At 36.6% G+C, this 15818-nt stretch carries 15 protein-coding genes; 7 read left to right on the top strand and 8 right to left on the bottom strand.

What is annotated here, in order from left to right; all coding sequences use genetic code 11:
- Positions 1-177: 177 nt before the first annotated feature.
- Together PLJ10_12835 and PLJ10_12830 are read right to left on the bottom strand one after the other, a co-directional pair.
- Positions 178-3540: a polysaccharide lyase family protein gene (locus PLJ10_12835; protein HOK10530.1), complete on the bottom strand. Its 3363-nt coding sequence runs from the start codon at positions 3538-3540 to the stop codon at positions 178-180.
- A 107-nt stretch (positions 3541-3647) separates the two neighbouring features.
- Positions 3648-4313, bottom strand: a complete 666-nt coding sequence (locus PLJ10_12830; GenBank protein HOK10529.1) for a radical SAM protein — start codon at positions 4311-4313, stop codon at positions 3648-3650.
- Positions 4314-4549: 236 nt separating this feature from the next.
- On the opposite strand from PLJ10_12830, the gene PLJ10_12825 reads away from it, so the two are divergent.
- Complete coding sequence (locus PLJ10_12825) at positions 4550-5401, top strand: type II restriction endonuclease (GenBank protein ID HOK10528.1); 852 nt, start codon at positions 4550-4552, stop codon at positions 5399-5401.
- A gap of 2 nt (positions 5402-5403) precedes the next feature.
- Positions 5404-6201: a DNA methyltransferase gene (locus PLJ10_12820; GenBank protein ID HOK10527.1), complete on the top strand. Its 798-nt coding sequence runs from the start codon at positions 5404-5406 to the stop codon at positions 6199-6201.
- 27 nt (positions 6202-6228) lie between these two features.
- On the opposite strand, the gene PLJ10_12815 is transcribed toward PLJ10_12820, so the two are convergent.
- Positions 6229-7497: a glycoside hydrolase family 99-like domain-containing protein gene (locus tag PLJ10_12815; GenBank protein ID HOK10526.1), complete on the bottom strand. Its 1269-nt coding sequence runs from the start codon at positions 7495-7497 to the stop codon at positions 6229-6231.
- A gap of 28 nt (positions 7498-7525) precedes the next feature.
- Positions 7526-8224 (bottom strand): DNA methyltransferase, encoded by a 699-nt coding sequence (locus PLJ10_12810; GenBank protein ID HOK10525.1) that lies wholly within the window; start codon positions 8222-8224, stop codon positions 7526-7528.
- Between the two features lie 224 nt (positions 8225-8448).
- Here PLJ10_12810 and bamD point away from each other — a divergent pair, with 224 nt between their 5' ends.
- The 3 genes from bamD to holA all read left to right on the top strand — a co-directional run bounded on the left by bamD (position 8449) and on the right by holA (position 11150).
- Positions 8449-9447 (top strand): outer membrane protein assembly factor BamD, encoded by a 999-nt coding sequence (bamD, locus tag PLJ10_12805; GenBank protein HOK10524.1) that lies wholly within the window; start codon positions 8449-8451, stop codon positions 9445-9447.
- Between the two features lie 6 nt (positions 9448-9453).
- Positions 9454-10047 carry an LptE family protein gene (locus PLJ10_12800; GenBank protein ID HOK10523.1) on the top strand — a complete coding sequence of 198 codons (594 nt, stop codon included), beginning with the start codon at positions 9454-9456 and terminating at the stop codon, positions 10045-10047.
- A 71-nt stretch (positions 10048-10118) separates the two neighbouring features.
- Positions 10119-11150, top strand: coding sequence for a DNA polymerase III subunit delta (holA, locus tag PLJ10_12795; protein HOK10522.1), 1032 nt, complete (start codon positions 10119-10121; stop codon positions 11148-11150).
- A gap of 17 nt (positions 11151-11167) precedes the next feature.
- Here holA and PLJ10_12790 read toward each other — a convergent pair whose 3' ends face one another.
- A complete protein-coding gene (locus PLJ10_12790; GenBank protein HOK10521.1) occupies positions 11168-11749 on the bottom strand; it encodes an XRE family transcriptional regulator in 582 nt (193 codons plus the stop codon).
- 92 nt (positions 11750-11841) lie between these two features.
- Here PLJ10_12790 and PLJ10_12785 point away from each other — a divergent pair, with 92 nt between their 5' ends.
- A complete protein-coding gene (locus PLJ10_12785; GenBank protein ID HOK10520.1) occupies positions 11842-12636 on the top strand; it encodes a TIGR02757 family protein in 795 nt (264 codons plus the stop codon).
- A 24-nt stretch (positions 12637-12660) separates the two neighbouring features.
- On the top strand, positions 12661-13947 hold the full coding sequence (locus PLJ10_12780; protein HOK10519.1) for a nucleotide sugar dehydrogenase: 1287 nt from the start codon (positions 12661-12663) through the stop codon (positions 13945-13947).
- Between the two features lie 22 nt (positions 13948-13969).
- Here PLJ10_12780 and PLJ10_12775 read toward each other — a convergent pair whose 3' ends face one another.
- From PLJ10_12775 to PLJ10_12765, 3 genes are all read right to left on the bottom strand, one after another.
- Positions 13970-14398 (bottom strand): YkgJ family cysteine cluster protein, encoded by a 429-nt coding sequence (locus PLJ10_12775; GenBank protein HOK10518.1) that lies wholly within the window; start codon positions 14396-14398, stop codon positions 13970-13972.
- Positions 14399-14514: 116 nt separating this feature from the next.
- Positions 14515-14805, bottom strand: a complete 291-nt coding sequence (locus PLJ10_12770) for a hypothetical protein (protein HOK10517.1) — start codon at positions 14803-14805, stop codon at positions 14515-14517.
- 12 nt (positions 14806-14817) lie between these two features.
- The gene (locus tag PLJ10_12765; protein ID HOK10516.1) at positions 14818-15309 is read right to left on the bottom strand and encodes a hypothetical protein; all 492 of its coding nucleotides are present in this window, start codon (positions 15307-15309) and stop codon (positions 14818-14820) included.
- Positions 15310-15818 lie beyond the last annotated feature (509 nt).

Here is a 15818-nt window from a genome sequence, read left to right as displayed (position 1 = left end):
TCTATCCAGGAACGAATCCTATCCACTGTCCAAAAACTCTGGCACAAAGTGAAGTCGTAGGAACTCATTTTGTATTCATAACATTCGCAGGGCATTCATTTCCGTGATAATTATTCCCATTAGGGCGGATTGGTAAGTCTGCCCCTTCTGTATTAAAAATACTGTAACGGGTTGTTTTTACTTAATTTTCAGGGTTAGCAGTTCCCACGGATTGAGGGTTCGTTCTGTAAAGGGTTCCGATTGTGGATTGTTAGATAAAGTGGAAGTGATTATAACGGGTTTAGTGGTGGATGCGTTTTTAATCTGCACGGGAACAGGTTCGGATGTCGGATTAAATAATCGAACGATGTATGCCTTTTCATCAGGATTGTATTTGACATGATATATTACCCAGTTGGGGGTTATCTGGACGGGAGGGGTCAGTTGTTGGGGTGTGTTATGGGTAGGAATTACAATCAGGTCAGAAGTCAATTGTTTTGCAAGGGTATCGGGATTGGAGGAATCATTCTTTTTATATGGTTTTATGTAGTATCGGAATGTATGCCATCCATCCTGAGAGGCTTTATAATTTGTTTCCCAGTAATTGTTCATCACATACGAGAAGATATGGGGTTCAAGTATCAAGCCTTTTTTCCAGCCTACTTCAATTGGGTCAACGGTAATTTTGCCTATCTCTACCATAGGGACATCCGGTGTGAATAGTGTAATTCCTTTTTCATTATTCTGGATGTCAACCCAGTCCTGAACGGTTAAATAATTTTTACAGGAACCGTGTAATTGTTGTTCCGGTAAATGAACCACCGCAAAAGGTGTTTGATATCGAATGTTAGGGTTGTCAATATTAAAAGCAAACGCATAATGAACCGCTTCCGGAGTGCGAATATCTTCTTTATCAATAGAATTTATAACCTCGACAAAGTCTGAATTTGCATATAACACATATTCATGTTGAATTTCTTTAGCCCCGGGGACAGATGTACTACGCACGAGAATGCTTCCCATAACAGGACCTTTTTCTTTTATCTCTATCTGGATATTCTCGGCTCGTTTTGTGTTTTCAGGATTTCGACCTGAGGTGTATAGATACTCATTTGTTTTGTATTGTGTATTTTCTTTTACAAATTCTTCTCCATCAGATTGTGTTTTTAATGATTTAATGGTTCCTGTTTGTGGGTCAATGATTAATTCAAGGCGTCCATTTTGCATAGTATTATCACTTACAATCACAGATGCTTCCGGATTTTCTGGGGTTCCTGCTTCAATGGTAAATATCGTATAGCCCCATGCAGGAATTTCATGGGCTATGAAAACAAGGTCATTCGATTGTAGAACTTGTGAAGGGACTGGTTTCCCCTCTTTTAATACACGATTGCCTTTTCGTCCCCACGAAGAGGGGATAGTTACAACCTTTGTCAGGTTAACAGGTGTCGGATTGATAACAATAATTTGTGACACCGTTTGATAGTCAGGTTGAAAATTGTTGACAAATAGATTGAATAAATCATTTTTACCCTTTTCTGCATTTTCCGCAAAGGATTTCTTTATAGCCCATTGTTCTTTTACAAACGGATTATCCGGTTCGGAAATACTATTATGTGCACCCCAGGTATGCTCATCATACAAAACTGCATTTTCCCATGTTGATTGAAATTTTTCACCAGGATATTTATCAGGAAACCATAAGGCCCATAGCGTTTCTACATTCATAAGTTTCCGCACCGTATTTCGATTTAGTGCGGTCTCTCGTGCGGAAGAAGCAGAACCATCTTCCCAGTAGGGTGTAATTTCACCAGCATACACAGGCACATCTTTTCCATATTTCTCCTCAAAAGTTTGTAGAGCCTTGCGGGCTGTGGTAATAACCAATTTTGGGGTTTTATGTTGTTCATTCCACTGTTTTACAAAATCAGGCAGTTTATCATCCGGCGGTCCATTGTCACTGGCGACACTATACCGTGCAATTGTTATGTCATAGGGGAAATTTCTGTCTTCCAATTCTGCCAAATAATTGCGAATTTGCTCTGGCATAGCATTGGTTCCGCCGAAGAACCAACTATATCCCGCCAAACCAATCCATGTAAGGACTTTATATTTTCCGCAGGGAGAAGCCCAGTAGAATGGTTTATCGCCCCAAACTTCAAGGATATTTCCTACCCGCCAGGACAGGTTTGGACCAATAGAAAAATATTTCACGCCGGCTTGTGCCAGAACGGGAATCAATCCCCATGTATACCCCGGGACATCCGTTATGAGGGCGGAATCAATTGTTGTTCCTAATTCGTTTGATACATAATGGGCTTCATCAAGGAGATGTGTAAGTTCTTCACCATTGCAAAGACCTGTGAGTTGATTTGTAAAAAGAGCCGGTAATTCAAAGTAACCATCATTAACCGCTTTTTTAAATCGCTCTTTCGTTCCCTCATCTGCGACTTGCCAAAAACTTTTTACTGCCCACAAAACCTCTGCAGACCAATGAAATTGTGCTTCCGGAGGGTAGTCTTTTGTTTTCTCAATAAGTTCTAATGCTTTAGTAAGGTTTTCCTGTTGTATTTTTAATACATCTGTCTGTATGTGGGTATACCCAATGTCATTGTGAGAATGTGGAATAAGATATAAAGTCTTTTGTTTGGCAGGAGGGATAACAAAGTCACGAGTCGCAACCGTTTTGTCCTCTTCCTTAATTTCAATGGACGAAAATGTATCCTTATCCACCTCTTTTACCGGGTAGTAAATGGTATTCCAGCCAGGCTGAAGATTTATATCCATCGGGTCATTGTTCGTAATAGATATTTTCCCCTCAAAAGGCTGACCATAACAACGGATAGGGATTTTTATGTCACGGAGTTCTTTTTCCTCTACAGATGTAACCAGAGGAATGGGTATGGGTTTACCAATTCGTAATACAGTCTTTTTCGGTTCTGCTAATTCAAACTTACTCGGGGTGAATAACTGAACCGCATCATAAATGAACCAACTCCCACTCGATACCGTAAACTGAATAACATTTTCACCCAATCGTAATAATGAAGATGGGAATGAAATTTCAATTTTCCTTGCGGAAGGTAATGAGCCATCAAAAATACTTAAAAATTCATCCGTTCCCTTTCCCGGCGGAAGTCGAACCGGGAAATTTGCCCCGTTTACATATACAGTCAAATTAGGCGGATAGGTCTTATTGAACTCCAACAGATATAAATTCAACTGGGCGTTTTCCTGAGTTTCTACGGACTTTAGATAAAATAAGACGGTAAAAATATGCGGTATCGTTTGAGCCCATTCGTCCTTGGGTCCAGGATGAATATAACACCAATCTTCCGCAGGTTTAGAATGCCCAACCATAAAATAGGAATCTTCCCTATAGCGGGTATAATTTGTAGGAGCCAGTGCCAGTTCTAAACACCTGTTATCAGGAGTACCTATCTCCCAGAGCAATTTCGGCGGAGGGGTGTTTGTAGATATATTATCTTGCCCCATAGCAACAATTGATAAAAACAAGGGGAAAACAGCAACAAAGAACAACAAGAAGAGTTGTTTTTTCATATCAAATGAACTCCTATCTCTTTTATATTCAAGCATTTGTGATATTTCTTTTCACTCCCAAGGATGATAGCAAACACATAAACAATAATCTACCGATTAAAACAAAATCAAACCCCTCTTGTATTCTCGCCCCAGATAATTCGATGCAATTGCACTTGTAATCGCACTGGCAAACCATCCTGCAAAATCCAATGGGCAAATTCCTGTAAAGATATACGCCCGGCAACCGGTGAGAATAAGACAGCCCGACATTTTTTGTCCAATTGGAACTCATGAAGTTTCTCGACTGCATACTCATAATCATTTCGGTCCGCAATGACGAACTTCACCTCATCTAAAAATGGGTTTAAATAATCAATATTTTCCCATAGCATTTGCTTTTCCATCCCACTTGAAGGGCATTTTATATCCATAACTTTAACAACTCCTGGGGGAACATCCTTAATCGAACATGCTCCATTTGTCTCCAACAAAACAGTATATCCTTTCTCTAACAGCATCTTCATTAACATCAATACAGGCTCCTGAAGCAATGGTTCTCCCCCTGTAATTTCAACCCTTTTACACCTATACTGGGAGATAATATTCAATATCTCCTCTATAGTAAAAAAAGTCCCCTTTTCAAAGGCATACCTCGTATCACACCACGAACAATCTAAATTACACCCCGACAACCGAATGAAAATCATCGGACACCCCGCCCATGTAGACTCCCCCTGTATACTATAAAAAATCTCACATATTTCTAACTTGCTATCTTTATTTAAAACCATATAAAACTCTGCAATCAAATAATAGCATGTTTTGTGAACTCTATAATAAAATATGCATATAAAATTGAGAATAGCAAGTGTATTATATTTAAAGCAAAGCAAGGTCGAATCGTAGTACTTCTTTATCGTTAGATGGATAGATATTATTTTTCACATCTTTTATTATAAATTTGGTAATATAAAATATTACCTAAATTGTTTATGGCTTTTAACTATTCTTATTTATGAGGTCTTTTATGGATAAGAAAGAATTAGGCTCAAAAACAGCCAAAGGTGGATTTGCCAATGAACAAACAATATGTAGAAAGTTCAATTCCTGGGAAAAAGATAAAGAGGCACAAGAATGGCTTCAGATTATGGGATATAATCTCAATAAAATCAAATCTGTAAAAGCAATTCAAATACCAGTTAGAATAAAAAAAGCAGATGTTAATAAATTTGATGTAAAAGAAGGTGAATATGAGGAATTTGTCAAATACAAAAAAGCAGATGCGCAAATAAAAATTTATATTAGAATTGGGGACATCATAAAAATTGAAAATCTATCTCTAAAAAAAGCGAATCGCGATTCTGACTATAACCAGATAGATAAAAGGACAGTTGCGAGCTACCAAGAAATGTGGGGATTTAATGAAGAAATATCATATTGGCTTAAACTTTTCACAGGTGAATTAAATCCGGAGAAAGAAATAATAAATGGAAATCTCAAAGAACTAAAAAATATAAGACTTAAGGACAAAAGGCGACTATTCTTTAATGAAATTCCCTTAAAAATACAGAACAAAATTATTAATTTTTTTAAGAAGAACAGAATTAGAGTTGTAAGTGATATAATAAAAGGAAGAGGAGGATTGTCAGCAGATTGGATGTTAGTTACAAGATATGATAAGAATAACAATACAACGACATGGGTATTAAAAGATATAAATTTTGTTATGAACTTTTTTGGCAATGGGAAAATATGTATTTCTCCTAAAGGAAGTCTTTATATTGGAAAAATCACAATGCAGAGAAAAGGTGGAACTCCGGACCCAACAAAAATACAGTTTAAAATCAAACCTTGTGAATTATTTGGCAGTGGAGAATAAACATGGAGGTTAATAAAGTATATTTAGGAGACTGTATAAAGATAATGCGAGATATGCCCGATAATTGTGTAGATTTAGTATTTGCAGATCCTCCTTTTAACATTGGGATAAAATACGATGTTCATAACGATAACATGCCTTATGAAGAATATTATAATTGGTCAATGCAATGGATAGGTGAATGCTATAGATTATTGAATAAAAGTGGAAGTATCTATATTGCTATAGGGGATGAATTTGCCGGTGAAATAAGTATTATCTTGAAGAAAACAGGGTTCTATTTCAGAAACTGGATTATCTGGTATTACACTTTCGGACAAAACCAACGCAAAAAATTCAACAGGGCTCATACACATATTTTATATTTCACAAAAGACAAAGAGAAATTTACATTTAATGACAAAGATATAAGAATCCCATCTGCAAGACAGATTGTTTATAAAGACAAAAGAGCAAATCCATTTGGCAAAATTCCGGATGATGTCTGGCAATTTTCCAGGGTATGCGGGACATTTAAGGAGAGAATAGGGACTCATCCCTGCCAGATGCCAGAAGATTTATTGAAACTGATAATTAAAACAAGTTCAAATATAGGAGATATTGTATTAGACCCTTTTGGAGGGACAGGAACAACATCGGCTGTGGCTAAAAAGTTAAAACGGAACTATATTACTATAGAAATTTCAAAAAAATATTATGAAATTATTTTAAAAAGGTTAAACGGTGAAATAAAAGAAATGAGAAATAATGGTATAGTAGAAACAATTTGTCAAAAATCTTTATTTGATTTTGATTATTAAATTCACAATATTAAAGGAATACTATAGTCACTTTCCAAATACATTTTTTATTGCTTGAAGGTAGGCGTAGCCGTGATTGGTGTCGGGTTCGAGGTAACTGCCTTCGGTCCATTCGTTCCATGCATTGATGGTCAATGTTTTATTGCAGATTGGGTTGTTATCTAAGAACGCACGGCATTTTTCTAAAGCGGATTGGAATTGTTCGGGTGTATTTCCAGAGAGTATCGGAGTGAAGGGATAGCCTTTGTTCTCAAAAGGGTCGTCCTGTTTACAACGAGGAGAGGAATCCCATCCCATAGAAACATTGGGGAAGTAAGGAACACCAAATTGTTGAGAGCGTTCTGCCCAGATGTTATCAAATCGGTTTGCCACTTCTGTATAGGGTGTTTCAGGAAATGTATTTAGTGGAGTATCCAGAACCCATGCATACGAAGTTACGCTATCTATATTCAAATAACGAATTAATTCGGCTGGGGACATTTTACCCTGGACACATTTTGGCATGCGATTTTCAATATTGACCACATTAATATGGACACCAGGAAACCCTTTGGCAATTGCCTTCTTCTGGAAATTATCTAATGCCTTTTTAGCAACTTCTAAACCACCAATACCATCAACAAAGGTATGGATTTCATAAATAGAGAATACGGGTTTGCCGTGGATAGTCCAGTAGGCAGAGTCGGAAAAATATTTTTCAATCACATAATCAGTAATTTGTTCAAAGGTTTCTGGGGTTACTTCACCAGGATACAGCACCTGTGGAGATTGGACTGTTTTTAATGAAGCAGGATGAATATTAAGCCATGTGTGATTAGCCCACATTACGGCGAAACGAACACGATTATGATTTCGTGCTTTAAGATAGCCTTCGTCTAAACATCGCTGTAAGAAGGGTCCATCGTTATACCAATACCAGTCGAACAAAAAAACATCAATCCCATGTTCCGCTGCGCTATCAATTTTCATTTCCATAACTTTAGGGTCGGCTTCATCTACATACCCCCATAAGGGAACTTTTGGTTGTTGATGTCCTGCAAATCGAGGTTTGGCGTTTTTTACTAATTCCCATTCAGTCCAATTCTGTCCATGAACTTTTTCGTTTCGTTTGTCTATATGATAGTTCGGGAAATAGAAACAGGCGACGGTATAATCACCCCGTGAATTTTTGATAGGCAAAGACTGTCCTTGATATGTCTCATCCGAGAAACAGGGTTTGCCTATCATATAAAGAAGAACAAATAATAGAACAAGTTTGACATAGGAACAAGTTGATAAATAATACTGTGTAGTCATTTTCATTTCCTTTCGTATTTTTATTTCTTCATTTTTTCTGTTTTATTTCCTTCTTCATTATAAACAGGTAATTAAACCCACGGAGGAAATAATTTCCGCGTTCCGCCTCCGTATGGTAGTGTCTTCTTTTTAATGTCCTATTGTGTCGAACAACCGCAATAATATCCATAGGTGTAAACCATTGTTCCATAATTGAAAATAATCGAAATCCAATGGGAGCAAATGGTTTTTTTTTCTGAAAAGAGTCGCAACAATATAAAGCCATAAACCGCTGAGGTTTCAAGATACGGTAAATCTCACGGATACATTGCTCCATAGACTTGTAATAAGTATCATCGTTAGCACTTAAAGTTCCGATGCATCGCGGGTCATCTGAGTAGTGAATATTAGTACCATATGGTGGGTCTATAAAGACAAAGTCAACGCTTTCATTGCGTAACGGCAAATTACGTGCATCCGCAGGAATAATGTCGTCCCGATAGGGACTTAAATCAAATCCGATACCCCTGCGATGTAAGTCCTTACACACATCAATAGTTGTGCCACTTCCACACATAGGATCCACAATAAGGTCTTTTTCACGGGTATATCGCTGTAATAGATTCCATATAATATACGAAGGAGTTGCACCGGGATAATTCTGGTCTCCCTGCATTTGGTCACCATAATGTTGTGAGGGATAATCCCAGAGAGTTGTTGTTTGCAAAGTTAATACTGGCTTTTTCATGCTTCCCTTATAATAAATATGCAAAAAAGATTTCGTTTATTAAAAATCGATAAAATACACAAGAATTTGAAACAAACATATTTTAAATTTTTGTCAAATTGTGTTATTATTATAATGTGATATTATTATATTCCAAATTTAGTAATGAAAATAATTATGTTATTATCGAAGTTTTGGGCATATAAAAGTTAATTATACAACACGTTTAAAACTGGAGAATAGAAATGAAAAAGAATGTGGTAATGATTTTAATACTCATGGCTTGCTTAATCACACTCGATAGTTATTCACAATGGACATGGACACCCCAAACAGGACGCTTTATAAACATTAAGCGAATGCCAAAAGAGACCGCAGAATTGCAAGTCGAGTATGCACGAAGTTTATTTTTACAAGGTGACCTAAAAAAAGCATTGAAAGAAACTGAAAAATTCATCAACTTCTATGGACAAGACCCCTTAGCAGACCAGAATTTATTTTTAAGAGGTGAAATAAAAATGGCAATGGGCAAATGGTTAGAATCTGCAAAAGAGTTCCAGAAGCTGGTATCGAATTATCCAGATTCCAAATTATATGAACAGGCAATTAAAAAACAATATGAAATTGGCGATAAGCTGTATGAAAAAGGCTTAAAGAAAAGGAGCAAATGGTTCTCTATCTTCAAGGGGAAACCTTTAAAACAAGCCATCGAAGTATATAGTATGGTAGTTAACAACCAACCCTTCATGCCAGGCGCTGCAGAGGCTCAATATAAAATTGGCCTATGCCACCAAGCACGCAAGGAATATATCGAGGCAACCTACGAATACCGTCGCGTTATAGAAAATTATTCCCAATCCGATTGGGTGGACGATGCACGTTACAGCTTAGCAAAATGTTATTATGATTCATCATTAAAGCCCATATATGACCAGAGTAGAGCAGAATTAGCGGTCGATGCAATTGATGAATTTATACGCAATTTCCCCGAGGACTCTCGTTGTGCGGAACTAAAAGAATGGCGTAGTAAAATGCGGGAAAACATAGCAGAACAAAAAATGATAGTAGCCCGATTTTATGAAAAACAAAGAGAATTTGATTCGGCACGTATCTATTACCAATTAGTTGCGACAAAATACAGCGATACATCATTCGCAGAGAAAGCGAACCGCTGGCTTGAAGAAAATCCAGCGAAAACAAGTGAATTACGTGCCCAATTTGAACAGGAAACAAGTAAACAATAACCTGATATGTTTATGAAACGAACATTAACATCACAATTTCGATTTATATGTAGTATCTTTACAGTGCTCTTTATTTTAAACATATTAGTAAGTTGTGCCTATACAACAAAACTTTCACTAAATCCCAAGTATCAGACGGTAGCCATATCTGGATTTTATAATAAATCCTCCGAATATGATTTGCAAGCACCCCTAACCAATGCACTAATACGAAAATTCATTAATGATGGTAGATTAAAGGTAGTCAAACCAGAAGAAGCAGACTTACTTATTGAAGGAGCCATCCTTGATTATAAGAGAAAAGGTCTCACCTATGATGTGAGAGATGAAACAACCCAATTCCTGATTGTGGTTACCGCTGCAGTACGTGTAACAGACCAACATGAGGGTAAAGTTCTATGGCAGGAACCGCTCATGACAGGCGAAAGCACCTATTTCACCCATGCGGTAGGACAAACCTCAGACAGAACTCGAGGCAATGTAGAGACCTTTTTAATCCCAGTCCGTTCATTTGCAAGTGATGAGGAAAACAGAGCCGTTTCAGAAGCATTAGAACAGTTAGCATCAGATATTTTCTACCGTACTGTTGAACCGTGGTAATATCAAATTAAACCAATAATTATCAAAACTAACCCATATAAATACAACATTGTGCCTATAGAAAGATATACATGGATATAAAACAATTCAAAAAATCCTTAGATAAAGGAGATATAGTTAGCAAGTGCCTTTTATTTTGCCCCTCCGTATCAGGGAATAACATCAGCTTTGAACCCGTACTTGCGGAAGAGATGGTTGAACAACTGACAGCACGATTTATCCCATCAGGTGAAGAATCATTTGGTATACGCACCTTTTATGGAGACGAAACCAGCATTGATGAAGTCCTAATGGAATGTAAAACCCTTCCCTTCTTTTCATCTAAAAAGGTGGTCATTGTCCGAAAATTTGAAGTTTTAGACCGTAGCGAGAAAAGTGAGGCAAAATCTATTCAATCCATGGTGGAGTATTTAGAAAATCCTTCCGAAACCACCTTGTTGTTATGCATTGCAGAGTCAACAGATGCTCGAAAACCTTTGTATAAAACATTTACTAAAATCAACGGCATTATAGAATGCCCACTATTAAGTCCGAATGAACTAAGAGATTGGATAAAAAAATACTTGGCAGAACGAAAGAAAAAAATATCATTAGAGGCATTAGAAGAATTAATGGCGAGGTGCGGTGCCCAATTAAAAGACATTCAAAATGAACTCACCCTTTTAGTCGGATTTGTTGGGGATAGAGAAACAATAACAATAAAAGATGTATTAGCCTCATGTGCAGATGTCGCAGAGGAAAGTGTGTGGCACCTTACAGACGCTATTGCTCGCGGAGATATGAAAAATGCTTGGCTCATACTTAAAGAATTGATACAGCAAGGGAAAGAACCCCCTGAAATTATTGGGGTTATCCAATGGTTATTAGAAAATGCATACCGAACCTTAGCCATTTCCGAAGAACAACCCAAAAGCACCTTCGTCAGAAATAAAGTAACCCCATTAGCTCAACGATTCGGATTGAAAAAATTAGTAACTGCCATGAACTTATGCAACGAGACGACGTACACTATGCGTCAAACAGGCATGGACGAAAAAATCGCATTAGAACTGCTTGTGCTTAAATTATCTTACGTCCCTGAAAAGCATCGAAATATAAAATGATTAATATATTCAACTAATTATTCGGGGGTATAAATCACAGCCAAAATACGAGCGTTATTTTCACCTACTGCACGAACCTCATGTGGATTTGTGGAATCATAATAAATACTATCTCCAGAACTTAGAATATAAATTTCCGAACCATAAGAAACCTGTATCTTCCCTTCAAGAACATAAATAAATTCCTCTCCCTCATGAACTGAGAACATACAATCTTCGGAAACAGTCGGATGAACATCTATAACAAAGGGTTCCATATGTCTCCCCGCCTTATTATAAGCCAATGGATGAAATTCAAGTGTGCTCGAATCAGATGCTACACGAATCCCAGAAAATCGCACAACAGGACGTGCTTCGCTACCACGTCGCGTAATAATAGGTCCAGCTTGCGGTTTATCATCCAACAACGTTCCTAAATGCACACCTAATCCACGTGCTATCTGGAGTAATGGTGCTAATGATGGCGACAGTTGTCCTTCTTCTAAGGCTTCTATTATTTCCGTTTTGCAACGACTTCGTTTCGCTAATTCTTCCCGTGAGATGCCTTTCCCTTCACGTAGTCGTGCAATATGTTGCCCTAAATTGCTCGGAAGTGTCATAATTAATCTCCTGTTCGAAAGTGATGTCCTTGAACGTCTTTAATTAGTCTATAATTAGTCTATCATATCTGGTATATAAGTATTTAATAATTATGCTTTTAAAAACAAAATTACAACATATAAAAAAATCATTAGCCAAAATTTACAACAAATACCACCATCTTGAATTTGTCAAAAATGACCCTGTCTATTGGCTACATAATTATAATTCAGCAAAAGATCAGGAAATAGTAGGATTAATTTCTGCGTTATTTGCCTTTGGAAATGTCAAAGCATTCAATAAAAAAATAAAAGAGATATTAAATTTATTTAAATCCCCATCAATTGAGTTACCTCATTGGTCACGTTCAGAGTTGGAAACATCGTTATCCTCATTCAAACATAGGTTTGTTTCAGGCTTAACTGTTGCACATCTTTTATACGCTCTCCGAAAAATATTAGAACAATATTCCTCCATCAAAGCATGTTTTCGTGAACACTATGAACGAGAGCATCAAAATTTGTGGCTTGCCCTTCAGCAATTTTCAAGTCAATTGAGAACATTAGCCAATGACCCCCTATTCTTTCTAGTTCCAGCCCCTGAAAAAGGTGGTGCATGCAAACGATTATGCTTATACCTACGTTGGATGGTTCGTAAAGACGAAATTGACATCGGTTATTGGGACTTCATTTATCCTAACCAACTCATCGTCCCGTTAGATACTCATATATATCATTGGGCTACGTCCTGGGGCATTGTTAAAACACATTCACTTAATATAAAGACTGCCATACATATAACAGAAGTGTTTCAATATATCTGCCCTGACGACCCACTTCGGTATGATTTCTCTTTATGTCAGGCTGGCATGTTGGGTTATCGAGATAAAATCTTATATTATGAATAAAAAGAATAACAAAGGAAACCGTTTATGAATGATAAACCCATCTCTAAAATAGCCGTGTTAGGATTGGGCTATGTAGGACTCCCTTTATCTCTGGAATTCTATAAAGGTGGATTAGAGGTATATGGGATAGAAACAGATAAAGAGAAGGTTAAAAAGTTAAACAGTGGAGACTCTTATCTGGATGATGTCCCAGCAACAATGATAAAAGAAGCAATTTCTTCGGGTAGATTCAATGTCGTCAATGACTACAAAATTTTACAATATGTAGATTCAGCCATTATTTGCGTACCTACACCATTAAATAAACTCCAAGAACCAGATATATCTTTTATTATCCAAGCGGTCGACTCCATCGAGGTTTATTTACACTCAGGAATGCTGATTGTTCTCGAAAGCACAACATATCCTGGCACCACAGAAGAAGTTATTTTACCACGATTAGAAAAAAAGGGTATGCGGGTAGGTAAAGATTTCTATCTTGCTTTTTCTCCCGAACGATATGACCCTGGGAACAAACAATACAACATACGGAACACTCCTAAAGTTATCGGTGGAGTTACCCATGAATGCACAAAAAAAGCAACCGAATTATATAAACATGCAGTTTCTGAAATTATACCTGTTTCAAATGCAAGAACAGCGGAAATGACCAAATTGTTAGAAAATACCTTCCGAGCTGTAAATATAGCAATGGTTAACGAAATGGCAATGATTTGTAATCAGCTAAACATTGATATATGGGAAGTAATTGATTCTGCAAAAACCAAGCCATTCGGATTTATGCCGTTCTATCCAGGACCCGGATTGGGTGGACATTGCATCCCCATTGACCCTGTTTATCTCTCCTGGAAAATGAAAACATTAAACTATACAGCACGGTTTATTGAACTCGCACGACTAATAAACTCATCTATGCCCAGATATGTCGTTGAAAAAATGGCTGACGCACTAAATACAAAAATGAAAAGTATCCAAGGAAGCAAAATCTTATTATTAGGTGTAACTTATAAAAAAGACATTTCGGATATTCGTGAATCACCCGCTGTTGATATTATTTCTCTACTACTGAATAAAGGGGCAGAAATCTATTTTTCAGACCCATTTGTCAAAACGATACACGTGGAAGGAAACGTATTTACTTCTTATCCCCTATCCAACGGTTTATCTCAATTTGACCTCGTCGTCATTGTGACAGACCATTCGTCCTTTGATTATCAACAGATTGTATCTAACTCCGCCTTAATTTTAGATACAAGAAATGCAACCAAAGGATTAGAGAAATATAGTAAAGGAACTATTTTTAAGCTTTAATAATCAAGTTATTGATAAACCATCACGCCGCAGGGGAATAAAAATCCGGAGCGTCAATTTCTGGTGCCTTCCAATCTCCCGGAGTTAATGGAGTTAATCCATAAGCAAGACGGGCTTTGTCACATTTAGACTCTGGAAAGCCATATTTATATGATGGCTCAATATCACAACAAATAGATGGTTTACGCCAATAGATACTACAAAACACATGCTTACCGATGGTTCCTTTTAGGGCAATACACCGAGGTTTAGATTGATTAGTCCCTTTCATTACCCGTCGGAACATGTTTAAGTCCTCACATAAACTTATCGGAACCCCATCAGGCTTATTATCACTACACTCACGCCAATAAAAAGATACACGGTAAAAAGCACAACACGCACCACATGTTAGACAAGGATTAATACTTCGTCTCTTTCTCTCTGTTTCGTAATCCTTTCTTATATTCATATAAACTAATCCACAACGTTATATATTCTTAAATTGATAAGAAAAAAGCACATAGGAAGGAACATAACATTAACTCTATACACTGCACTTAATTATACAAGAAAACGGTTAACGTCCTATTTTTTATGACATTTATTGCCCTTCTCCCAAATTTTATCTTTTTCTTGCTGACGTTCTTCTTCTAACTTCTGAATTTCATTAGCAAGTTCTGACTTCAACTGTTCATATTCTTCAAAGGTTGAAACGGCATTCATCTTGTTATCATAAGTAATTTTTAACTCCGCAATTTTAGAGTCATACTTGCGATTTATCTCTGCAATCTTTTCCTTCTGCTCAGGAGATAATTTTTTTACTTCTCCCGACATCTTGTTCAGTCTTTCCATAGCCAACTCATAAGCACTTTTCATAATACGTCCTCCTTAAAAAGCAAATTCATCATCAAGAATAGCTGTAATAAATCGTTCAATGGAAATAGGATAGTATCTACTGTCAGGTGTAATAAAAACACCGGTCGTAATATCTTCTTTTCTCTCCAACTCATCTAAACTATGTGATAATGCGGTATCAATATTTTGTTCTAAATGGGTAACTTCTAAATATTCCAGTTTACATTCCACAGGCTTATCTGGAAAACCTATGAAACCAAATATCCGACCTGCTATTTCAATATCTACCGCATTCTCACCAAAAAGGTCGCTATATTTTGCCTTATAATATGACGGCTTAATTACAAATTGAGGCGAAACATGTATTTTCCCTCGAACACATAAAGAGTTATACCGACTCTCTAATGCCTCCCCAAGACAAATATACGGCAGTTCATGATAACCTTTGATAATCCCGTATCTTGGTTTTTTTATAATAACTGTCTCAGTAAAAATGCGATATATCTCTTCTCTGCTTAATGTCATCCTAAACTCCTACAAAAGTTAATGATATGAACTTCTTTCTATTATTATAACGATTAAGTAAAACGTATTTCCTCTTTATGAGTACTTATTTATTAATTCATCACTTATTTCCTACCTTCATAATAAAGAAAATAGAAAACCAATACTTAAGTATTATTCATGACTATAACACTTACTAATCTTAATGATATATTCCATACCCAATCAAGCCCCTATTTGTAATTTAGCAAACAATTATAGTAAAAATAATACAAATATATAGCAAGATTTCCTGTGGCATATCTCATGCCTGTAGACATGATCTTGAAGGTGTTAAAATAAAATAATAATTGTAAAATAAATTTAAAATTTTACTTGACAAACAATATAAAAATATGATAACTTAATTAGAGAAAGTTTAATGTTCAATAAGGGCTTATATGTGTACGGACTGTCTCCTACACATGTAATATATAAGTGTTTTAACCCTTTAACAGAAGGAGTGGCTTATGCAAAGGTTAAAATTGGTA

It is taken from the genome of Candidatus Hydrogenedens sp. (assembly GCA_035361075.1).
Taxonomy (GTDB): domain Bacteria; phylum Hydrogenedentota; class Hydrogenedentia; order Hydrogenedentales; family Hydrogenedentaceae; genus Hydrogenedens.
This window is presented reverse-complemented; position numbering and strand designations above follow the sequence as displayed.